Raw genomic sequence first — 20,133 nt, forward strand, 5'->3', positions numbered from 1 at the left:
TATCCATGGATATCGTGCCAGAAACATTTTGGCACAAAGATGTTCTGCCGGATTCGCTTGAAACCTTGCGTGATCGGCATGATATTAAAGAGTGCCAGCCGGGCGATGTCGCTCCGGCTGACTTGAGGAGTTTGGACAATGGCCATCTGGAATGACCCCCAGCCCTCGCAGACGGGCTTTGGCGCGTCTTCGAGGATGAATGCCGGGTTTTCGGCGCGCTCGCAGACGCTCGACGTCGGCCTGCGTAAGCATATGCTCTCGATCTACAATTACATGACCTCGGCGGTGATCCTGTCGGGCATCGTGGCGCTGGTGCTCTCGCAGCTGGTGCTGGCGCGTAACCCCATCGCCTTCGCGCTGCTGGGTACGCCGCTGCGCTATGTCGTCATGCTGGCCCCGCTGGGCTTCGTGATGGCGATGAACTTCGGTCTGGGCCGGATGAAGGCCTCGACGCTGAAGATGCTGTTTTGGGCCTTTGCCTTTGCCATGGGCCTGTCGTTGGCCTCGATCCTGCTGGTCTACACCGGCACCTCGGTGGCGCTGACCTTCTTTGCCACGGCGGGCGCCTTTGCCGGCCTGAGCCTGGTGGGTTACACCACCAAGAAGGATCTGTCGGGCTTCGGCAGCTTCCTGATCATGGGTCTGTTCGGCCTGATCATCGCTTCGCTGGTAGGCATGTTCTTCCACGTTCCGGGTCTGGCCATGGCCATCTCGGTGCTGGGCGTGCTGATCTTCGCTGGCCTGACCGCCTATGACACGCAGCGTCTCAAGACGATGTACGTCCAGGTCGCGGGCACCGAATATGAAGAGAAGATCGCGGTGATGGGCGCGCTGACGCTCTACCTCGACTTCATCAACATGTTCCAGTTCCTGCTCAGCTTCATGGGCGACCGTCGTTAATCCTTGGCGCTGATCCTGCACGAAGGCTGACAGAGGCCTGCCGGTCACCGCAAATCTGACTCGGCCAGACCTAAAAATTGCATGCCCCGGAACGCGATGGCGCTCCGGGGCATTTGCTTGTGGCGCGCCTTGGGCTAGGGCTCGCAACTCAAGGGGGAATACTCCCGGTTATCGTGCGTTCAAGGATTGAAAGGCTTCGGCATGGCGCGTTGGTTGCGTAAGGGTTTGGTTATCGCGGGGCTGTCGCTGCTCGCCGCTTGTTCGTCGCCGCCGCCCCCGGCGCCGCCTCCGCCGCCGCCCCCGCCGCCCCCGCCGGTGATCATCATTCCGCCCAAGCCGACCCCTCCGGGCGGTGCCACGCCCAATGCCGTGATCCCCGTGATCGGCCCCGATGGCGTGCGCCACACCATCCTTGTCGATACGGTGGAAGCGCAGCGCGTGTGGAACTTCCGTTCGGCCTGGAACGTGGCGGCGCTGACCTGCACCGATCCGCAATATGCCGAGATCACCACCAGCTACAGCGCCTTCCTCAAGAAGCACGCCAAGGCGCTGACGCTGGCCAACCGCAGCGTCGACACGCTGTTCCGCAAGAAGTTCGGCAAGCCCTGGCTGAAGGAGCGTGAGACCTATCTCACCAGCCTTTACAACTACTTCGCCTATCCGCCCACGCTGCCCAACTTCTGCGCCGCCGCGCTGACCGTGGCGCATGAGAGCGGCACGGTGACGGATAAGGAGCTGCCCGCTTTTGCCGCGACGGCCTTCACCGGCTTCGCCAAGGTCTATGAGGACTTCTACGTTTCCTACGAGAAGTACCGCAACGATCTGGCCGAGTGGCAGGCCAAGTATGGCAGCCCGGCGCCCGCTCCGGCTGCTGCCGGGCCCGCGCCGGTCGCGGCGGCCCCGGCCCCCACGGCCAAGCCCTGATCCAGGGTCCCGAGCTTTTTGGCCCTGAGCTTTAACAGGGCTGCATTTTTCGCTTTGCAGGAGGCGGCCCATTCGCTAATGGGTCGCCTCCCTCGGGAACCGGATGCGCAAGTGTCTGATCTTCCCGATAAGGCGACACTGGAACGGGGCCGTAGCTCAGCTGGGAGAGCGCGTCGTTCGCAATGACGAGGTCAGGGGTTCGATCCCCCTCGGCTCCACCAGTGTACCAACAGGATTTCGGTCGATCAGGGCCGATCCGCACCAGCCCACAGCTGCATCCGGGATGTGTCTTACGGCACTCTCCGGCTGAAGCTGTGGGCTGGCGCGTTTGTGTGCTATCGTCGCGTTTTGAACGCGCCATCGTCCGGAAGTTGATATGCATTTTCTCGACCAGGCCAAGATTTACATCCGCTCAGGCAGCGGTGGCCCCGGTGCGGTGGCCTTCCGGCGCGAGAAATACGTCGAATACGGCGGCCCCAACGGCGGTGACGGCGGCAAGGGCGGCGACATCATTTTCGAGGCCATTGCTGGCCTCAACACGCTGATCGACTTCCGCTACACCCAGCATTTCAAGGCCCAGCGCGGCATGGGCGGGCAGGGCACCAACCGCACCGGCGCGGGCGGGCAGGATCTGGTGATCAAGGTTCCCATCGGCACGCAGGTGCTCGATGACGACCGCGAGACGGTGCTGCTCGACCTGACCGAGGCGGGCCAGCAGGTCATGCTGCTGCGCGGCGGCGATGGCGGCCGCGGCAACGCCAGCTTCAAGTCCTCCACCAACCGCGCCCCGCGCCAGCACGGCCCCGGTTGGCCCGGCGAGGAGATGTGGGTGTGGCTGCGCCTCAAGCTGCTGGCGGACGTCGGCCTTGTCGGCCTGCCCAATGCGGGCAAGTCGACCTTCATCAACCAGATCTCGAACACCAAGGCCAAGGTCGGCGATTACGCCTTCACCACGCTGCGCCCGCAGCTCGGCGTGGTGCGCCACAAGGCCCGCGAATTCGTCGTGGCCGACATCCCCGGCCTGATCGCCGGTGCCGCTGAAGGCGCGGGCGTGGGCGACCGCTTCCTGGGCCATATCGAGCGCTGCCGCGTGCTGGTCCATCTGATCGACATCGCCGGCAAGGAGCCTGTCGAGGCGATGCGGATCGTCGAGGAAGAGCTGGCCGCTTACGGCGAAGGCCTGGATGAAAAGCCCCGTCTGGTTGCGCTGAACAAGATCGATCAGGCCGACAGCGAGCTGGCTCAGGCCTATGCCGCCGAGCTGATCGAAGCCGGTGCCGACCGCGTGTTCCCGATTTCGGGCGCGACCGGGGCGGGGTTCGATGCTCTGCTGGATGCGGTGATCTCCTATCTGCCCGCCGCGACCGTGACCGAGCGTCCGACCGGTGAGCGGGAAGAGGCTGAGGACAAGCCCTGGTCGCCTTTGGATTAAGAATTTAAGGGAAGATGCGAGGGGGTTACCCCCTCGCGCTCCCATAACGTCTTCCGACGACAGTGTAGTGGTGCCGAATCCGAGCGCCTTGGCTCTCCACCAGTGCCCTCTAAGGATCTTGCCTGCGGCGCGGCGGCCTTGCTCCCGAAGCGCTAACGCTGACAAGTAAAGGGAGCGCGAGGGCGATGGCCCTCGCATTGTCCACTTCTCTCCCTTAAACCCCGATCCCATGATCGAGACCCTCCCGCTGTTCCACCGCCTGACCGGCCAACCCGTCATCGTTCTGGGCGAGGGCGACGCTGCCGAACCCAAACGCCGCCTTGTCGAGCGCGCGGGCGGCATCATCCATGACGACATCGCACAGGGTCTTTCCGCAGGCGCGCGCCTCGCCTTCATCGCCCATACCGACCGCTCAAAAGCCGAGGATGACGCTGAAAAGCTCCGTCAGGCCGGTGTGCTGGTCAATGTGGTGGACCAGCCCGACCTTTGTGATTTCACCGTCCCCTCGATTCTCGACCGTTCTCCGGTTCTCGTGGCCGTGGGCACGGGTGGGGCCTCAGCAGGGCTTGCCAAGGCGCTGCGCTTGCGGCTCGAGCAGATCCTGCCGCCGGGGCTGGGGGCTCTGGCGCGGGCGCTGGGCGAGGCTCGCGGGGCCTTGCGCAACCGCTTCCCCGATGTGGGTGAAAGACGCCGGGCGCTGGATGGTGCTCTGGCGGCAGGTGGTGTGCTTGATCCGCTCAGCGCCGATGCTTCGGCGGTGGCGGGCTGGCTTGCCGATCCGGCGGCGGGGGCGGTCGCTGGTGTCGTGGAAATCCGCCTGCGCTCGGACGATCCGGATGATCTGACCCTGCGTGAGGCACGTCTGCTGGGCAGCGCGGATGTGGTCTGCCACGAGCCGGATGTTCCCGTGGCTGTGCTGGATCGCGCGCGGGCGGATGCGTTGCGACAGGCGATCGCGCCGGGCGAGGTGCCTCAAGGCAGTGCCGGGTTGTGGCTGGTTTTAAGAAGCTAAGGGAAGATGCGAGGGCCATCGCCCTCGCGCTCCCGTGATTGTCTGCGTTGCGCTACGGGTTCGGCTTTGCGCCCAGTTCGCCGCGCCGCAGGCAGGAAGTCTGGGGCCTGCGGCGCCAGAGGTCGCGCAGGTGGAGAGTTTGAGCGCATCATTTCGGCACTCCCGCCCTATCGTCGGGAGGCGTTATGGGAGCGCGAGGGGGTAACCCCCTCGCTTTTCCCTTATCTGCTGAGAAAAACGATGACAGCCAGACCAATCGCCAAAAACACGATGGTCAGGCACCCGCCCCAGAATGCTTTGCCCCTTCCATTCACAATGTTGTTCAGGGCCTTAAACAAGTCGGGCAGGGTATCCGCGAAAAATTCAACGACCTCGCCGATCACCACCGCATCCCGCCAGCCAGCGCATCACACGCTGCCTGAAGAATCACCGCCGCTGCTGCCGAATCGATGCGTTCCTTGCGCTTGGCGCGGCTGAAGTCCTGTTCGATCAGCCCGCGTTCGGCGCTGGTGGTGGACCAGCGCTCGTCCCACAGCAGGATGGGCAGTTCCAGCACCGCCAGATTGCGGGCATAGGCGCGGGCCGACTGCGCGCGGGGGCCTTCGGAGCCGTCCATATTCAGCGGCAGGCCGATGACGATGCCCTTGATCGAGCGCTCGGTGATCAGCGCGGTGATCAGCGCCTTGTCGACGGAGAACTTGCCCCGCGCGATGGTCTTGCCGGGGGAGGCGATGCGCCAGTCGGGGTCGCAGAAGGCGGTGCCGATGGTCTGGGTGCCCAGGTCGAGGCCAATCAGGCCACCGCCGTCGGGCAGCCAGTCGCGCATGTCGAGCGCGCCGGTGGTAATAAGGGCAGTCACGGGTGGGAGCCTCCGGTGGGGGCCTGACGGGCGCGCAGGCCGTGCCATGCGCTGGTGCGGGCGATGAAATCGGCGCGCAGATTGGCCCAGAACAGGGGGATGTCATAGACGTGGTAATTGTTGCCGGGCGCCACGAAGGGGCCCATTTTCGGTCCGGGACCGATCATCAGAAAGCCATCGGGGCCACAGCGCGCGGGCACCAGGCCGGGCACCAGCCGCGCGCCGGTCATGGTGGCGTCGGGCACCAGCGTGCCGAGGTTGGCGGTGGGCGGGGCGGGATCGGTGCTCTGGCGGCCGGTTAGCGGATTGGTGCAAAGGAAGGGTGTGCCGCCCCGGTTCTGCCCGTCGAGCCCCGGAAAGCGGGCATAGGCGTGGCGGACCATGGTGGTGTCGGCGGGGTCGGCAAAGCTCTGCCAGCTCAGGATGCAGCCGGACTGGCCGGGGGCGGTGCAGGCGGGCAGGCCCATCAGCGGCAGGTCGTGCTGCAGGCTGACGGGCCAGCCGGCGATATAGGCGGCGGCGATGCGGGCGGCCAGCGGGCGGCCCGCGACGCGCTCCTTCATCAGGCGCATCAGGTGGAAGGAGCCCTGACTGTGGCCGACCAGCACGATGGGCAGGTTGGGGTTGCTCTGGGCGATGAAGGAATCGAAGGCGGCCAGCACATCGCCATAGGCGGCGTTCAGCGAGCGCTTGCCCTCGGGCTTTTCGGTGAGGAAGGCGCCGAAGGTGGCCTGCCGATAGCGCGGCGCCCAGAGCTGCGCCGCATCGTTGAAAGGGCTGGCGAGGCCGCGCGTGAAGAGGTCGGCGCGGGCATTGGCCAGCGTGTCGTCGGGGGCGGCGTTCCAGCGTAATTTGTCGAACTCGCTGGTGGGGGGGACGAAGAACACCAGCACCGGCAGGCGGTTGGGAGCAGGTGCCACGCCAGCGGGCAGCCAGTGTGCAGGGTCGCCGGGCGTGCCATCGCCATGGGAGATCCAGCGGGCGGGGTCGTGATAGTCGTCGGCACGGGCCGGGGCGGGCGGGGTGAAGGGCACCGGGGGCACGAAGGCGAATTGCGACAGCTCCTGCGCCCAATAGCGCATGCCGAAAAGCCCTGCGATCACCAGCAGACCTGCAAAGATCGCGACATAGATAAGCTTCCTGCTCAAATTCGGCCTGCCTGCGCCTGCCTGCACCATGCTCAGGTGGTTCTGGGTTCAGGTGGTTGCGGGTTCATCCTGCACGGCTTCGCGGCGCGCCGCCAGCCTTTCCAGCAGCACCTTGATCATCGCCAGCATCGGATCGGCCAGTGCCAAACCGATGATGCCGAAGAGCGCCCCCATCACCAACTGCATGCCCAGCACCAGAGCGGGCGCCAGATCGGCGGTTTTCTTGGCCACCATCGGCACGATGACATTGCCGTCGATGCCCTGCACCACGACATAGACCGCGATGCAGTAAAGCCCCATGGAAGGCCCGCCCGAAAAGCCCACCAGCACCATCAGCAGGCCGGAGATCGGCGCGCCGATGTTGGGCAGGAAGGCGAGCATGCCCGACAGCAGGCCGAGCAGGGTGGCCATCGGCACGCCCCCCAGTTGCAGGGCCAGGCCGATGGTCACGCCTTCCACCGTCATGCCGATCAGGCGGCCGAACAGCAGGCGGCGCAGCGTATGGCCCATAGCCTGAAACATGGCGTTGAAGGCCGGGCGGCTTTCGCGCGGCAGCATCCAGGCCAGGCCCCGCTGATAGGGCGCGGGATCGACCGCGAAATAGATGCCCAGCACCAAAATCAGGAACAGGGTGGTTGCCCCGCCGATAAAGCCGCCCAGCAGGCCGGGCAGCTCGTTGATGCCGCCCAGCGCGCGCTCGGTCAGCGTCTGGCGCATGCGGGTGTTGATCTGGATGCCGTGCTGATCGGCCCAGTGCAGGATCTTGAAAGTTTGCGCCGTCAGCGTGGCGGGCAGGGCGGCCGCCTGCGCGGCGATCTGGCTGCCGGCATAGGCGATAACGGAAAGCAGGAAGGCCACGGCAAACAGCAGCACCAGCACCACGCGCCAGATGCGCGGGATGGGCAGCACCTTGCCCAGCAGGCGCGCGCCACCATCGATCATCGCGCCGAAGACGATGCCGCCGAACACCACGATCAGCGGCTGCGCCAGCACCACGCTCAAGGCCATCAGCGCGGCAATGCCCAGCCAGATGAAGGCGCGGCGGGCCTCGGCGCGGACCTGCGGGTCGGCGATGTCGGTCGGCCCCGGCTTGCGATCATGCTTGCGGGTCTGCGCCTCTTCGATGAGGACCTCTTCCTGCATCGGGGTCTCGGCGCTGGGGGCTGGGTCAGTCACGGGGCGTCGGTTCCTTGGGGGCAGGGGCGCGGGCAGGGGCGTGGGCAGGCGTCGGCGGAAAGATGGTCAGAAGCAGGAATCAGCGAGCGGCGACTTTGTTCACTGCGGCCACCTTGTTGGCGGCAGGCTCGATGGGAGGGCGCAGGCTGTGCCAGGCACGGCCCTTGCGCAGACCCCTGATCCAGCTCAGCGGATTCCACGAGCCCGTGCCGTTGAAGGAATGGGTGATGAATTCGGCGCGCCCGCCCACGTCGGAGAGCGGCACCGGCCCGCCAAGGCCGTTTTCTTCCAGCGGCACGCGGCTGTCGGCGGAATTGTCGCGGTTGTCGCCCATCAGGAAGACATGGCCTTCGGGCACCTTGATTTCCGCGACATGGTCGGTGGCCTTGTCGGTGTAATCCAGCACGGTGTAGCTGGCGCCATTGGGCATGGTTTCACGCAGGGCGGGGATCTCGCAGACCTCCTGACCAGAAGGCTTGCGCACCAGCCCCCAGCCGTCGCAGGGGAAGGGATCCTCGGCCGAGCGCATGGCGTCGATGGGCAGCTCCACCGGGGGCTGCACGGCCTGAGGCACCGGCTTGCCGTTCAGCACGATCTGGCCGTTGACGATGGCGATGCGGTCGCCGGGCAGGGCGACCACGCGCTTGATGTAATCCTCGGTGCGGCCACGCGGCACCACGATCACCACATCGCCATATTCGGGCGTGCGGCCCAGAATGCGCCAGTCCCCACGCGGCAGGATATGGAAGCTGGGCGAGGACCAGTTCCAGCCATAGGCGAATTTGTTGACCACCAGATGGTCACCCACCCACAGGCCGGGCAGCATCGAGCCCGAAGGAATGTAGAAAGGTTTGGCCACGAAGCTGTGGAAGGCCAGCACCGCCAGCAGCATCGCCGCCAGCCCGCGAATCTCGGCCAGCCAGTTGAATTTTTCACGCGCCTGTTCGGGCTGCTGCGGGGCATCGGGCCGGGTTTCGGTGATCGTGGGGGTCTCGATCAGGGGCGTTGTGGTGGTCATGGGCTCTTCGGGCGGGATCGTCACGACGTGACGGGAGGGGATTGGGGTGTTGCCAGCGGACGGGCCTCGATCACCACAAAGGCCTGGGCGAAGGGGGCGTCGTCGGTTAGCGTCAGATGGATGAAGGCTTCATGCCCCTCGGGCGTGATCGCCGCCAGACGTTCCGCCGCGCCGCCGATGAGGCGCAGCGTGGGCGCGCCGCTCGGCGCATTGACCACGCCGATGTCCTTCATGAACACGCCCTCGGCAAAGCCGGTGCCCAGCGCCTTGGCGCAGGCTTCCTTGGCCGCGAATCGCTTGGCCAGCGTGCCGGTGCGGGTGAAGGGGCGGGTGTTGGCATGGGCACGCTCGGTCTCGGTGAAGACGCGCGCCTCGAAACGGTCGCCATGGCGCGAGAGCGCCGCCTCGATCCGCTCGATGCTGCACAGGTCGGACCCGATGGCGATGATCATGCTCTTGCTCCCCCCATGTGTCTCAGCCCCGTGCCTCGTCCATCAGCTCGCGCATGCGGCGCACCGCCGGGTCGAGCCCGGTGAAGATCGCCTCGCCGATCAGATAATGGCCGATGTTGAGTTCGGCGATCTGCGGGATGGCGGCAATGGGCTGCACATTGTCATAGGTCAGGCCGTGCCCGGCATGCGGCTCGATGCCGTTGCGCGCGGCCAGAGCGGCCATATCGGCCAGGCGGCGCAGCTCCACCGCGACGGCCTCGCCCTCGGCATGGGCATATTCGCCGGTGTGCAGTTCCACCACCGGAGCGCCCAGACGCATCGCCGCCTCGATCTGCCGCGCCTCGGGCGCGATGAACAGGCTGACGCGAATCCCCGCATCGAGCAAGCGCCCGACGATGGGGGCGAGGCGGTTGTGCTGTCCGGCTGCATCCAGACCGCCCTCGGTGGTGCGCTCTTCGCGGCGTTCGGGCACGATGCAGGCGGCATGCGGCTTGTGGCGCAGGGCGATGGCCAGCATCTCGTCCGTCGCGGCCATTTCGAGGTTCAGCGGCAGATTGGTCGCCGCCTGAATGCGCGAGAGATCCTCGTCGCGGATATGGCGCCGGTCCTCGCGCAGATGGGCCGTGATGCCATCGCCGCCCACCGCCGCCACGATCTGCGCCGCACGGACGGGATCGGGATGCTCGCCACCGCGCGCGTTGCGGATGGTGGCGACATGATCGATGTTCACCCCCAGGCGCAGGCGATGGGGAGCGAGGGGGTGGGCTGGCTGGTTCATGGCGTTTCCCTTTACGCTGTGCGGCGCGGATTACGGCTTGGCGCGGCTGCCCGGCTTGATGGCGGGGATGGTGGCCAGTTCGGGCGGGATCTCATCGGGCGCCCAGGTCGGGAAGTTCAACTCGATCAGCGGGAAGAAGGGCACGCCCAGATCCGCCTGACCCGCGCTGCGGTCGACCAGAGCGGCACCGGCGATCACCTGACCGCCGGCTTCCTCGATGGCCTTGATGGCTTCGCGGCTGGAGAGGCCGGTGGTGACCACGTCTTCCACGATCAGCACCTTGTCGCCCGGATTGAGGGCAAAGCCGCGGCGTAGTTCGAAAGTACCGGTCGGGCGTTCGACGAACATCGCCTCGACGCCCAGCGCGCGGCCCATCTCATGACCGATGATCACGCCGCCCATCGCGGGGCTGACCACGCAATTGATATCCTTGCGCAGTTCGCGCGGGATCTTCTGGGCGATGGCCATGGCCAGACGGCTGGCGCGCATCGGGTCCATCAGCACGCGGGCGCATTGCAGATAATGGGCGCTGTGGCGCCCGGATGAGAGGAGAAAATGCCCTTCCAGCAGGGCGTTGCTTGCCCTGAATTCTGCCAGCACCTCGTCTTCGGTCATCGCGATCAAGCCTTTTTCTCAAACAGGAGCCCCGCAGACGGGGCTTTTCGAGCCTTTTCAGACTCCGGGAACATACGTCCCATCAAAAAATGCCCCTAGAGGTGCTTGAGGTCGGGGGCAAGCGTGTGTAGACCTGTGGCCAAGGGGCAAAAGCCCCAGGCCAGTGTAAGAATGTGGAGAGGGGGCGTTTTTTTCGTCTCACTCGGAAAAACGGAAGACCAGAGGCCATGACATTGGGAGACTTCCTCCACGCCACGCGGCGTGGAATGCGCCGGGCTGTATCTGGCCTGACGCTCTTATCGTTTGCCGCAATCGCCCATGCCGAAGGCGCGGGGCGACTCGCCGTTGCGCCTGGCGGCTACACGCCGATGAAGCCCACGCCGGGCAAGGGCATGCCGGTCGACGGCGGCATCACCTTCCAGCAGCAATATTCGCCCAATGGCGACTATGCCCTGTGGATGCATGACAGCTTCCTGCTGCCCATCGTCATCGCGGTGAGCGTCTTCGTGCTGGCGCTGCTGGTCTGGGTGGTGATCCGCTACAACCGCCGCGCCAATCCGGTGCCCTCGAAGACCAGCCACAACACCTTGCTCGAAGTGGTGTGGACCGGCGTGCCGATCCTGATCCTGCTGGTGGTCTTCGTCCCCTCGATGAAGCTGCTGGCCCGCCAGTACAAGGCGCCGCCCGCCAATGCGCTGACCATCAAGGCGACCGGCAACCAGTGGTACTGGTCCTATTCCTATCCCGACAATGGCGGCTTCGAGGTGATCAGCAACATGCTGCCCGACGAGGAAGCCAAGAAGCGCGGCGAACCGCCGCAGCTTGCCGCCGACAACCGCATGGTCGTCCCCGCCGGAGAGCCGATCCATCTGCAGACCATCGGCGCGGATGTGATCCACTCCTTCGCGGTGCCCTCGCTGTGGTTCAAGCTGGACGCGGTGCCGGGGCGCATCAATGAAAAGGTGCTCTTCGTGAAGGAGCCGGGCGTCTATTACGGCCAGTGCTCCGAACTGTGCGGCGCGCGCCATGGCTATATGCCCATCGTGGTCGAAGCGCTGGACCGCCCGCATTACAACGCCTGGGTGATGACCCATGCGGGCGCCAAGGTGGATGGCGCGCCTGTGGCGGCTCCTGCCGCTGACGTGACGCCCGCTGCCGCGACCGCTCCCGCCGCCGATTCGGCTGCGGATGCCGCCTCTTCCTCGGGCTCCGCTGCCTGATTTTATTCAAGGACGGATCACCATGGCCACGATCCCTCACGATGATTTCCTTGCCCATGAGCATGAGGATCACGCGCATCATGACCACAAGCCGGGCTTTTTTGCCCGCTGGTTCATGTCGACCAACCATAAGGACATCGGCACGCTCTATCTGATCTTCGCGGTCTGCGCGGGGATCATCGGTGGCGCGATTTCCGGCATGATGCGCGCGGAACTGGCGCATCCCGGCATCCAGTATCTCGGCTGGTTCGCCACGCATATCTTTGGCGAGACCAACCCCAGCTTCGACCAGACGCTGCATCTGTGGAACGTGCTGATCACGGCGCATGGCCTGATCATGGTGTTCTTCATGGTGATGCCCGCGATGATTGGCGGCTTTGGCAACTGGTTCGTGCCGCTGATGATCGGCGCGCCCGACATGGCCTTCCCGCGCATGAACAACATCAGCTTCTGGCTAACGGTGGCGGGGTTCTGCTCCTTGATGATCTCGCCCTTCGTGCCGGGGGGCACAGGGAATGGCGCGGGCATCGGCTGGACGGCCTATGCGCCGCTCTCCACCACCGGTTCGCAAGGCCCGGCGGTCGATTTCGCGATCTTCTCGCTGCATCTAGCGGGTGCGGGCTCGATCATGGGGGCGATCAACTTCATCACCACCATCTTCAACATGCGCGCACCGGGCATGACGCTGCACAAGATGCCGCTCTTCGTGTGGTCGGTGCTGGTGACGGCCTTTCTGCTGCTGCTGGCGCTGCCGGTGCTGGCTGCGGCGATCACCATGCTGATCACCGACCGCAACTTCCACACCACCTTCTTCGACCCCGCCGGCGGCGGTGATCCGATCCTGTTCCAGCACCTGTTCTGGTTCTTCGGCCACCCCGAGGTCTACATCATGATCCTGCCCGGCTTCGGCATGATCAGCCAGATCATCTCCACCTTCTCCAAGAAGCCGGTCTTCGGCTATCTGGGCATGGCCTATGCCATGGTGGCGATCGGCGTGGTGGGCTTTGTGGTCTGGGCGCACCATATGTACACCACGGGCCTGTCGGAAGACGTGAAGATGTACTTCACCACGGCCACCATGGTGATCGCAGTGCCCACCGGCATCAAGATCTTCAGTTGGATCGCCACCATGTGGGGTGGGTCGATCAGCTTCCGCTCACCGATGGTCTGGGCGATGGGCTTCATCTTCCTCTTCACCGTGGGCGGCGTCACCGGCGTGGTGCTGGCCAATGGCGGCATCGACGACAATCTGCAGGACACCTATTATGTGGTGGGCCACTTCCACTATGTGCTCTCGCTGGGCGCGGTGACCTCGCTGTTCGCCGGTTTCTACTACTGGTTCCCCAAGATGAGCGGGCGCTGGCATTCGGAATTCCTGGCGCATCTGCACTTCTGGGTGTTCTTCGCGGGCGTGAACATGGTGTTCTTCCCCATGCACTTCCTGGGGATGCAGGGCATGCCGCGCCGCTATCCCGACTATGCCCCGGCCTTCGAGAAGTGGAATCACCTCTCCACCGTGGGCTATATGGTGATGAGCGTGTCGATCGTGATCTTCCTGGTCAACATCGCCTATGCCTTCATCGCGGGCAAGAAAGCCGCAGGCAATTACTGGGGTGAGGGCGCCACGACGCTGGAATGGACCCTGTCCAGCCCGCCGCCCTTCCACCAGTTCGAGACTCTGCCCAGGATCGAGGACAGCCATCACCATTGATCTGGCATCACCATTGATTGTCAGAGGAGCCCCGCGTCTCGGGCGCGGGGCTCCCTCCCTTAAGGCGAATTTTTGACGGGAAGGCGTGCCCCCATGGGTCAATTTGCCCTAGGCTCCTCCTCTACAGGTGCTTTACAAGCCCGCGCGCTTGAGGGAATGGGGCTCGGCATGAGCATCCCCCACTCTCACGCTGCCGCTTTGCCTGCCAGTTGGCGCGATTTTTTCGCGCTGACCAAGCCGCGAGTCATGACTTTGGTGATCTTCACCGGGCTGTGGGCCTGTTGGCGGCGCCGGTGCGAATCAATCCCGTCGTCGGTTTCGTGGCCATTCTGTGCATCGCGGTGGGCGCTGGGGGTGCTGCCGCGCTCAACCAGTGGTGGGAAGCCGACATCGACGCGGGCATGAAGCGGACCCGCAACCGCCCCTTGCCCTCGGGCAAGATGGAGCGGGAGAGCGCGCGCGACTTCGGCGTGATGCTGTCGGCCGCCTCGGTGATGGTGATGGGGCTGGGGGTGAACTGGCTTTGCGCCGCCATTCTGCTGGGCTCGATCTTTTATTATTCCGTGATTTACACCGTGTGGCTGAAACCGCGCACGCCGCAGAACATCGTGATCGGCGGGGGCGCGGGCGCCTTTCCGCCGTTGATCGGCTGGGTCGCGGCGACGGGGCATATCAGCCTGATGCCGGTGCTGCTTTTCACCATCATCTTCATGTGGACGCCGCCGCATTTCTGGGCGCTGGCCCTCTTCGTGAAGACCGATTACGCCAAGGTCGGCATCCCCATGATGCCGGTGGTGGCGGGTGAGCGTTCCACCCGGCGGCAGATGCTGGTCTATTCGATCCTGCTGCTGCCGATCACGCTGCTGCCCTGGTGGGTGGGCGATACGGGGGCGCTTTATGGCATCTCTGCCGCGCTGCTTTCGGGCGCCTTCCTGATCTTCGCGATTCGCGTCTGGCTGCGGGAGCGGCAGGGCGAAGAGGACCGCATGGTCCCCGAAAAGCAGATGTTCGCCTTTTCGGTCTTCTATCTCTTCGCGCTGTTCGGCGCGCTGGTGGCCGACCGCTGGCTGGTCATGCCGGGGATCGTGCATTGAACGAGAGTCTTGATCCTTCTGGCCATGAACCTTTCGACCCCGCCGAGGAACGCCGCCGCATCATCGCCGGGCGCAACCGGGCTTTAGGGCTGACCTTGTTGGCCTGCGTGGTGCTGTTTTTCGCCATCACCATCGTCAAGATGAAGCTCTGACCCTATGAGCACCGCCCCCGCTTCCGCCGCCAATGGCAAGCTGAAAACGGGGCTGGCGGCGCTCGCTTTTGCGGCGGGCATGCTGATGCTCGGCTATGCCGCCGTGCCGCTCTACCGCATGTTCTGTCAGGCGACCGGCTATGGCGGTACCCCGCGCCGCGCCAGCGAGCTGGAAGCCAGCGGCATGAAGGCACTGGTGGGGCAGACCATGTCGATCCGCTTCGATGCCAACATCGACCCCGGCATGAAATGGCGCTTCCGCCCCGAAAAAACGACGCAGACCGTCACCATCGGCGAGCGCAGCATGGCCTTCTTCGAGGCCGAGAACCTGACCGACCAGACCATCACCGGGGCGGCCAGCTACAACATCTCGCCCGATGAAACGGCGCGTTATTTCAACAAGATCCAGTGCTTCTGCTTCACCCGCCAGACGCTGCGCCCGCATGAAAAGGTGCGCATGCCGGTGACCTTCTTCGTCGATCCCAAGATTCTCGACGACAAGGACGTGAGTGATGTGCGCCAGATCACGTTGAGCTACACCTTTCATATCGCTCCGCCAACTTGACTCAAGGCATGAAACCAGCGGCCACTATTGCCGTTGAATACAAGGCAAGGGCGCGATAGAGTTCGAACAATGCAAGCGGGAAGGGGCCAAAGACGCCTCGCCCGCCAAAGGAGTGGGATGCATCATGGCCAGTGGCAAGACGCACGACTATCATATCCTGCCGCCCGATATCGTGCCCCTGGCCACGACCATCGGCGCTTTCACCTTCACCAGCGGCATGGTGCTCTTCATGCACGAGCTGCCCGGCGGCAAATTCGTGCCCTGGGCCGGGCTGGCGATTCTGCTGGCCGCGATGTTCGCCTGGTTCTCCAAGATCGTGAACGAGGCCAAGGCGGGCGATCACACGCCGGTCGTGCAGCTTCACCAGCGCTATGGCATGATCCTGTTCATCGCCTCGGAGGTGATGTTCTTCGTCGGCTGGTTCTGGGCCTTCTTCGATTTCTCGCTGTTTCCGTCCGAGATTTCCAAGGTTGTCGGCGGGCACTGGCCGCTCAAGACCATGGAAGCGGTGATGGATCCCTTCGATCTGCCGCTGCTCAACACGCTGATCCTGCTGTGCTCGGGCACGACCGTCACCTGGGCGCATCACTGCCTGATCCATGGCGACCGCGACGGGCTGAAGAAGGGCCTGTGGATCACCATCGCGCTGGGCCTGCTGTTCTCCAGCCTGCAGGGCTATGAATACATGCATGCGCCCTTCGCCTTCGGCAAGAACACCTATGGCTCGGCGTTCTATATGGCGACGGGCTTCCACGGCTTCCATGTGATCGTGGGCACCATCTTCCTCGCCGTCTGCCTGAAACGCGCCTACAATGGCGACTTCACCCCCCGCCAGCACTTCGGCTTCGAGGCGGCGGCGTGGTATTGGCACTTCGTGGACGTGGTGTGGCTGTTCCTCTTCGTCTGCATCTATGTGTGGGGCAATTGGGGCTTCCCGGTCGATTGACCCAGCCTTCGCTCCTGTCAGCCGCAGCGCTGGGTCTGTGCCCCCGCTGCGGCAAACGCACATTGTTTGACGGTCTGGCCAGCTTCGCCCCGCGCTGCTCCGCCTGCGAGCTGGATTTCGCCGGCTTCAACATCGGCGATGGCCCAGCCGCTTTCCTCACCCTGCTGATCGGCACGCTGGCCTGCGTGATCGCGGGCTGGATGGCGCTGAGCATCGACCCGCCATGGTGGGTCTATGTGGTGACGCTGGGCCCGACCACGCTGGCGCTGATCGTCTGGGGGCTGCGTGCGGGCAAGGCAGCGCTGATCTGCGCCGAATTCCACCGTAAAGCCGCCGAGCACAGGATCGAGCCATGAAGCGCATTCCTATCGTGGCGACACTGGTCGTGCTGGCGGCGGTGGCGCTGATGATCGCTCTGGGCGTCTGGCAACTCCACCGCCTGAGCTGGAAGGAAGGCCTGATCGCTCGCTATCAGGCGGCGATGAACCAACCTGTCCTCGACTGGCACGATGGTGTCCCGCTGGGCGCGAAAGGTGACTATCGCCGCGTTCGCCTCGCCTGCACCCGCTTCGATGACGAGAAATTGGTCGGCGGTCGCAATGCATCGAGCCAATCAGGCTGGGCGCATTGGGCCACCTGCTCGGCGCCCAGCGGCAGCGTGACGGTGGTGGCGGGCTGGTCGCGCGATCTGACGCCGCGTGCTTTGTCGCCCACTATCGTAACGGGCCACGCGCTGGGCGGCGACAATGGCGAGGACATGCGCATCGTCGCCGATCCGCCGCTTGGAGGGCTGGAGGCCAATGCCACCCCCGATCCGCGGGATCTGCCGAACAATCACTTCTCCTATGCGGTGCAGTGGTTCCTCTTCGCGGCGACGGCTCTGGTGATTTACGGGATCGCGGTGTGGAAGAGGGGGAAGAAGGACTAAGCAGGGGGCGTTACGCCCCCTGCACCCCCGTTACGTCTTCCGGCGATAGGGCAGGGGCGCCCGATCCTTGTGCTCCGTCTCTCCACCCTCGCATTATTTCCCTTCTACCCCCTGCAACCCCTTCTTCCTTGCGTCCGAAGCCCCAGAACGCTAACCGCCCACGCCAAAGAGGGCAGGAATCTGTAAAGCTATGGACTATATTTCCACTCGCGGTCGCGCTCCGGCGCTGGATTTCATGGGCGCCACGCTGGCGGGTCTGGCGAGCGACGGCGGGCTTTATGTGCCACGCGTCTGGCCCGAATTCAGCCAGGCCGAGATCGCCGCGATGGCTGGGCTGCCCTATGCCGAGCTGGCGCAGCGCATCATGCAGCCCTTCGTGGGCGACTGCCTGACGCCCGAACGCCTGCTGGAACTCACCACCGCCGCCTATGGCCGTTTCGCGCACAAGGCCGTCACGCCGCTCAAGCAGTTTGACGAGCAGCAGTGGCTGCTGGAGCTGTTCCACGGCCCCACGCTGGCCTTCAAAGATGTGGCGCTGCAGCTTCTGGGCCTGCTCTTCGAGGAATTTCTGGGCCGCACGCCGCAGAACCTCACCATCGTCGGCGCCACCAGCGGCGACACCGGCAGCGCGGCGATCGACGCCGTGGCGGGCCGCGCCAAGGTCGACATCTTCATGCTGCACCCCAAGGGCCGCGTGTCGGACGTCCAGCGCCGCCAGATGACCACGGTGCTGGCGCCCAACGTCCATAACATCGCCATCACCGGCAGCTTCGACGATGCGCAGGCCATGGTGAAGCGCATGTTCAACGACAAGGCCGTGACCGAGCAGTTCAACATCGGCGCGGTGAACTCGATCAACTGGGCGCGCCTGATGGCGCAGGTGGTCTATTACTTTGCCGCCGCGCTTCAGCTGGGCGCGCCGCACCGCAAGGTGGCCTTCAGCGTACCGACCGGCAATTTCGGCGATGTGTTCGCCGGTTACGTCGCCGCCAAGATGGGCCTGCCCATCGAGAAGCTGATCGTCGCCACCAATGTGAACGACATTCTGCACCGCGCACTCTCCAACGGTGACTATTCGGCGGGCACCGTCACGCCCACTGCCGCGCCCTCGATGGACATTCAGGTGTCGTCGAACTTCGAGCGCCTGCTCTTCGATCTGGGTGGCCGCGATGGCATCGCCCTGGCCGAGCAAATGGCTGGTTTTGAATCGACCAAGGCGATGCAGCTCACCAACGCCCAGCGCGAAGGCGCCGCCGAGCTGTTCTCCAGCGCCCGCGTCGACCCCGACCAGATGGCCGAAGCTATCCGCTGGGGCTGGGAAGCGACCGGCGAGCTGGTCGATCCGCACACCGCCATCGCGCTGCACGCCGCCCGCACCTCGGGCATCGCGGCGGACGTGCCGGTGGTGACGCTGGCCACCGCTCACCCCGCCAAGTTCCCCGACGCCGTCGAGCGCGCCACGGGCCGCCGCCCCGGCCTCCCGGCACGCGTCGGCGACCTGTTCGAGCGCGAGGAGCGCCTGACCGACCTGCCCGGCGACTATGACGCCGTGGCCGCCTATGTGGCCCAGCACGCCACCCCCAAGGCATAATGGCTGAGCTGATCCTCCAGCCGCAGCTCCTCCTCGGCGAGGGCTGGGGCGACTATGGGCTTGTCGATTCGGGCAACGGACGCAAGCTGGAGCGCTATGGTGCCCAGCGCTTCATCCGCCCCGAACCGCAGGCCCTGTGGCAGCCGCGCTCGGAAGAGTGGGACGCCCACGGCGAATTCGTGCCCGGCGCGGATGAGGATGGCGGTGGTCGCTGGTCTTACACCAAGCAGGTCCCCCGCGACGGCTGGCCGCTGGCCTGGCCGAATGGCGATGAAAAGGTGCGATTCACCGCGCAGTGCACGCCCTTTCGCCATCTCGGTTTCTTCCCGGACATGGCCCCCGTGTGGGACTGGATGGGCAGCATGCTGGGCGGCAAGGCTGACGCCTCCTGCCTGAACTTGTTCGGCTATACCGGCGTTGGTTCGCTGGCCTTGAGCCGTTTCGGTTCGGTCACCCATGTCGATGCCAGCAAGAAGTCCGTGGCGCAGGCGCGTGCCAATGCGGCACTTTCGGGCATGGATGCACGCCCCGTCCGCTGGATCATCGACGACGCCGCCAAATTCACCGCGCGCGAAGTCCGTCGCGGCAAGCGCTATGACGGCATCATCATGGACCCGCCCAAGTTCGGCCGCGGCCCCGATGGCGAGGTCTGGCGTCTGGAAGAGCATCTCCCCGGTCTGGTGAAGGACGCCCGTGCGCTGCTGGACGCCGACAGCCGTTTCCTCTTCCTGACAGTCTATGCCGTGCGCATGTCGTCGTTGGCTCTGGCCGGGCTGCTGGACGAGGTCTTCGCGGAGCTTCCCGGCTTCGTCGAGCATGGCGATCTGGCGGTGCGTGAGGATAACGCTGGCCGGGTGCTGCCGACGGCGATCTTCGCGCGGTGGCGGCGGGATTAAGAATTGAAGGATGAAATGCGAGGGCCATCGCCCTCGCGCTCCCTTTAATGTCTGCGTTGCGCTTCCGGGTTCGGCCTCAGAGCAAAGTCGCCGCGCCGCAGGCAATGTTTCCAAGGCGGCTCTTTCGGATTTCAAGCCTGCGGCGCCTTAGGTGGCGCAGGTGGAGAGCCGGGGAGCATCATCGCGGCGCCACTGTCTTCTCGTCGGAAGACGTCATGGGAGCGCGAGGGGGTAACCCCCTCGCATCTTCTTCCTTCCTGCCTTGGCACCCCTTGCAACCACTGGACTCACCCCCCACAATTTGCCAAGCGCAACCTCTCTCCCAATCGACTGGAATATACCCCGTGGCCGACAGCCTGATCCTTGAAGTCGCCGATTTTGAAGTTGATGTCCTGACGGGCATCTACTCGGAGGAGACGGGCAAGCCGCAGCCGTTGCGCATCAGCATTCAGGTGCGGCTCAAGCCGGCGGCGCGCTATCTGCCCGATACGCCGCTGTCGGCGTCGAAGAACTATATGGATCTGAAGTTCGCGGCGAGCGGGGCTTTGCCGCAGGGTGTGCATTTCACGCTGATCGAGGCGGTGGGCGACCATATTGCCGAGACTTTGTTCCTTCAGGACGACCGCATCGAGCAGGTGACGGTCAAGATCGTCAAGCTGGCCATCGCCGAGGGCAGCGAGCAGATCGGCATGACCCTGACCCGCGAGCGGCCCTAG

Annotated in this window: 23 protein-coding genes, 1 tRNA gene and 1 pseudogene; 17 read left to right on the forward strand and 8 right to left on the reverse strand. The window is 64.9% G+C overall.

Features of this window, described 5'->3' with window-relative positions; translation table 11 throughout:
• Positions 1-5: 5 nt before the first annotated feature.
• From ABDW49_RS04125 to ABDW49_RS04150, 6 genes are all read left to right on the forward strand, one after another.
• A complete protein-coding gene (locus ABDW49_RS04125; RefSeq protein ID WP_343609934.1) occupies positions 6-155 on the forward strand; it encodes a hypothetical protein in 150 nt (49 codons plus the stop codon).
• Positions 139-900 carry a Bax inhibitor-1/YccA family protein gene (locus tag ABDW49_RS04130; protein ID WP_343609936.1) on the forward strand — a complete coding sequence of 254 codons (762 nt, stop codon included), beginning with the start codon at positions 139-141 and terminating at the stop codon, positions 898-900. The genes ABDW49_RS04125 and ABDW49_RS04130 overlap by 17 nt, the downstream gene beginning before the upstream one ends.
• A 213-nt stretch (positions 901-1,113) precedes the next feature.
• The gene (locus ABDW49_RS04135) at positions 1,114-1,824 is read left to right on the forward strand and encodes a hypothetical protein (RefSeq protein WP_343609937.1); all 711 of its coding nucleotides are present in this window, start codon (positions 1,114-1,116) and stop codon (positions 1,822-1,824) included.
• A 145-nt stretch (positions 1,825-1,969) separates the two neighbouring features.
• Positions 1,970-2,045: transfer RNA gene (locus ABDW49_RS04140), tRNA-Ala, on the forward strand.
• A 155-nt stretch (positions 2,046-2,200) separates the two neighbouring features.
• Positions 2,201-3,256, forward strand: coding sequence for a GTPase ObgE (gene obgE, locus ABDW49_RS04145; protein WP_343609938.1), 1,056 nt, complete (start codon positions 2,201-2,203; stop codon positions 3,254-3,256).
• Positions 3,257-3,485: 229 nt separating this feature from the next.
• Positions 3,486-4,268, forward strand: a complete 783-nt coding sequence (locus ABDW49_RS04150) for an NAD(P)-dependent oxidoreductase (protein ID WP_343609940.1) — start codon at positions 3,486-3,488, stop codon at positions 4,266-4,268.
• Positions 4,269-4,489: 221 nt separating this feature from the next.
• On the opposite strand, the gene ABDW49_RS04155 is transcribed toward ABDW49_RS04150, so the two are convergent.
• From ABDW49_RS04155 to pyrE, 8 genes are all read right to left on the reverse strand, one after another.
• A complete protein-coding gene (locus ABDW49_RS04155) occupies positions 4,490-4,651 on the reverse strand; it encodes a hypothetical protein (RefSeq protein WP_343609941.1) in 162 nt (53 codons plus the stop codon).
• Positions 4,648-5,094, reverse strand: coding sequence for a Holliday junction resolvase RuvX (gene ruvX, locus ABDW49_RS04160; protein WP_343614126.1), 447 nt, complete (start codon positions 5,092-5,094; stop codon positions 4,648-4,650). Before ruvX ends, ABDW49_RS04155 begins: the two co-directional genes overlap by 4 nt.
• Before the next feature lie 29 nt (positions 5,095-5,123).
• Entirely contained in the window at positions 5,124-6,275 is a 1,152-nt protein-coding gene (locus ABDW49_RS04165) for a DUF3089 domain-containing protein (protein WP_343609942.1), read from the reverse strand.
• Positions 6,276-6,323: 48 nt separating this feature from the next.
• Positions 6,324-7,451 carry an AI-2E family transporter gene (locus ABDW49_RS04170; protein WP_343609944.1) on the reverse strand — a complete coding sequence of 376 codons (1,128 nt, stop codon included), beginning with the start codon at positions 7,449-7,451 and terminating at the stop codon, positions 6,324-6,326.
• Between the two features lie 79 nt (positions 7,452-7,530).
• Positions 7,531-8,469, reverse strand: coding sequence for a signal peptidase I (gene lepB, locus ABDW49_RS04175; RefSeq protein WP_343609945.1), 939 nt, complete (start codon positions 8,467-8,469; stop codon positions 7,531-7,533).
• Between the two features lie 20 nt (positions 8,470-8,489).
• A complete protein-coding gene (acpS, locus tag ABDW49_RS04180; protein ID WP_343609946.1) occupies positions 8,490-8,921 on the reverse strand; it encodes a holo-ACP synthase in 432 nt (143 codons plus the stop codon).
• 22 nt (positions 8,922-8,943) lie between these two features.
• The gene (locus ABDW49_RS04185) at positions 8,944-9,699 is read right to left on the reverse strand and encodes a pyridoxine 5'-phosphate synthase (RefSeq protein WP_068092509.1); all 756 of its coding nucleotides are present in this window, start codon (positions 9,697-9,699) and stop codon (positions 8,944-8,946) included.
• 30 nt (positions 9,700-9,729) lie between these two features.
• Complete coding sequence (gene pyrE / locus ABDW49_RS04190) at positions 9,730-10,314, reverse strand: orotate phosphoribosyltransferase (RefSeq protein ID WP_343609948.1); 585 nt, start codon at positions 10,312-10,314, stop codon at positions 9,730-9,732.
• Positions 10,315-10,541: 227 nt separating this feature from the next.
• Here pyrE and coxB point away from each other — a divergent pair, with 227 nt between their 5' ends.
• The 11 genes and pseudogenes from coxB (at position 10,542) to ABDW49_RS04245 (ending at position 20,133) form a co-directional block, all read left to right on the forward strand.
• Positions 10,542-11,534: a cytochrome c oxidase subunit II gene (gene coxB / locus ABDW49_RS04195; protein ID WP_343609950.1), complete on the forward strand. Its 993-nt coding sequence runs from the start codon at positions 10,542-10,544 to the stop codon at positions 11,532-11,534.
• 22 nt (positions 11,535-11,556) lie between these two features.
• Positions 11,557-13,245 (forward strand): cytochrome c oxidase subunit I, encoded by a 1,689-nt coding sequence (gene ctaD / locus ABDW49_RS04200; RefSeq protein WP_343609952.1) that lies wholly within the window; start codon positions 11,557-11,559, stop codon positions 13,243-13,245.
• 168 nt (positions 13,246-13,413) lie between these two features.
• Positions 13,414-14,339, forward strand: a pseudogene (locus ABDW49_RS04205) (heme o synthase).
• Positions 14,336-14,491, forward strand: a complete 156-nt coding sequence (locus ABDW49_RS04210) for a hypothetical protein (protein WP_343609953.1) — start codon at positions 14,336-14,338, stop codon at positions 14,489-14,491. Before ABDW49_RS04205 ends, ABDW49_RS04210 begins: the two are co-directional and overlap by 4 nt.
• Positions 14,492-14,495: 4 nt before the next feature.
• A complete protein-coding gene (locus ABDW49_RS04215) occupies positions 14,496-15,056 on the forward strand; it encodes a cytochrome c oxidase assembly protein (protein WP_343609954.1) in 561 nt (186 codons plus the stop codon).
• A 124-nt stretch (positions 15,057-15,180) separates the two neighbouring features.
• Entirely contained in the window at positions 15,181-16,002 is an 822-nt protein-coding gene (locus ABDW49_RS04220; protein WP_343609955.1) for a cytochrome c oxidase subunit 3, read from the forward strand.
• Positions 15,999-16,358 carry a DUF983 domain-containing protein gene (locus tag ABDW49_RS04225; RefSeq protein WP_343609957.1) on the forward strand — a complete coding sequence of 120 codons (360 nt, stop codon included), beginning with the start codon at positions 15,999-16,001 and terminating at the stop codon, positions 16,356-16,358. Before ABDW49_RS04220 ends, ABDW49_RS04225 begins: the two co-directional genes overlap by 4 nt.
• Positions 16,355-16,930 carry an SURF1 family cytochrome oxidase biogenesis protein gene (locus tag ABDW49_RS04230; protein ID WP_343609959.1) on the forward strand — a complete coding sequence of 192 codons (576 nt, stop codon included), beginning with the start codon at positions 16,355-16,357 and terminating at the stop codon, positions 16,928-16,930. Before ABDW49_RS04225 ends, ABDW49_RS04230 begins: the two co-directional genes overlap by 4 nt.
• Before the next feature lie 190 nt (positions 16,931-17,120).
• Positions 17,121-18,521 carry a threonine synthase gene (gene thrC, locus ABDW49_RS04235; RefSeq protein ID WP_343609961.1) on the forward strand — a complete coding sequence of 467 codons (1,401 nt, stop codon included), beginning with the start codon at positions 17,121-17,123 and terminating at the stop codon, positions 18,519-18,521.
• Entirely contained in the window at positions 18,521-19,417 is an 897-nt protein-coding gene (locus ABDW49_RS04240; protein WP_343609962.1) for a class I SAM-dependent methyltransferase, read from the forward strand. The genes thrC and ABDW49_RS04240 overlap by 1 nt, the downstream gene beginning before the upstream one ends.
• Before the next feature lie 344 nt (positions 19,418-19,761).
• Positions 19,762-20,133: a dihydroneopterin aldolase gene (locus ABDW49_RS04245; protein WP_343609963.1), complete on the forward strand. Its 372-nt coding sequence runs from the start codon at positions 19,762-19,764 to the stop codon at positions 20,131-20,133.

The organism is Novosphingobium sp., assembly GCF_039595395.1.
GTDB lineage: Bacteria > Pseudomonadota > Alphaproteobacteria > Sphingomonadales > Sphingomonadaceae > Novosphingobium.

Coding starts and splice junctions, on each gene's coding strand:
- ruvX (WP_343614126.1), bottom strand. CDS start 5,094: ATGCGCGACTGGCTGCCCGACGGCGGTGGCCTGATTGGCCTCGACCTG.
- ABDW49_RS04220 (WP_343609955.1), top strand. CDS start 15,181: ATGGCCAGTGGCAAGACGCACGACTATCATATCCTGCCGCCCGATATC.
- ABDW49_RS04130 (WP_343609936.1), top strand. CDS start 139: ATGGCCATCTGGAATGACCCCCAGCCCTCGCAGACGGGCTTTGGCGCG.
- lepB (WP_343609945.1), bottom strand. CDS start 8,469: ATGACCACCACAACGCCCCTGATCGAGACCCCCACGATCACCGAAACC.
- ctaD (WP_343609952.1), top strand. CDS start 11,557: ATGGCCACGATCCCTCACGATGATTTCCTTGCCCATGAGCATGAGGAT.
- coxB (WP_343609950.1), top strand. CDS start 10,542: ATGACATTGGGAGACTTCCTCCACGCCACGCGGCGTGGAATGCGCCGG.
- ABDW49_RS04230 (WP_343609959.1), top strand. CDS start 16,355: ATGAAGCGCATTCCTATCGTGGCGACACTGGTCGTGCTGGCGGCGGTG.
- pyrE (WP_343609948.1), bottom strand. CDS start 10,314: ATGACCGAAGACGAGGTGCTGGCAGAATTCAGGGCAAGCAACGCCCTG.
- ABDW49_RS04215 (WP_343609954.1), top strand. CDS start 14,496: ATGAGCACCGCCCCCGCTTCCGCCGCCAATGGCAAGCTGAAAACGGGG.
- obgE (WP_343609938.1), top strand. CDS start 2,201: ATGCATTTTCTCGACCAGGCCAAGATTTACATCCGCTCAGGCAGCGGT.
- thrC (WP_343609961.1), top strand. CDS start 17,121: ATGGACTATATTTCCACTCGCGGTCGCGCTCCGGCGCTGGATTTCATG.
- ABDW49_RS04125 (WP_343609934.1), top strand. CDS start 6: ATGGATATCGTGCCAGAAACATTTTGGCACAAAGATGTTCTGCCGGAT.
- acpS (WP_343609946.1), bottom strand. CDS start 8,921: ATGATCATCGCCATCGGGTCCGACCTGTGCAGCATCGAGCGGATCGAG.
- ABDW49_RS04185 (WP_068092509.1), bottom strand. CDS start 9,699: ATGAACCAGCCAGCCCACCCCCTCGCTCCCCATCGCCTGCGCCTGGGG.
- ABDW49_RS04240 (WP_343609962.1), top strand. CDS start 18,521: ATGGCTGAGCTGATCCTCCAGCCGCAGCTCCTCCTCGGCGAGGGCTGG.
- ABDW49_RS04150 (WP_343609940.1), top strand. CDS start 3,486: ATGATCGAGACCCTCCCGCTGTTCCACCGCCTGACCGGCCAACCCGTC.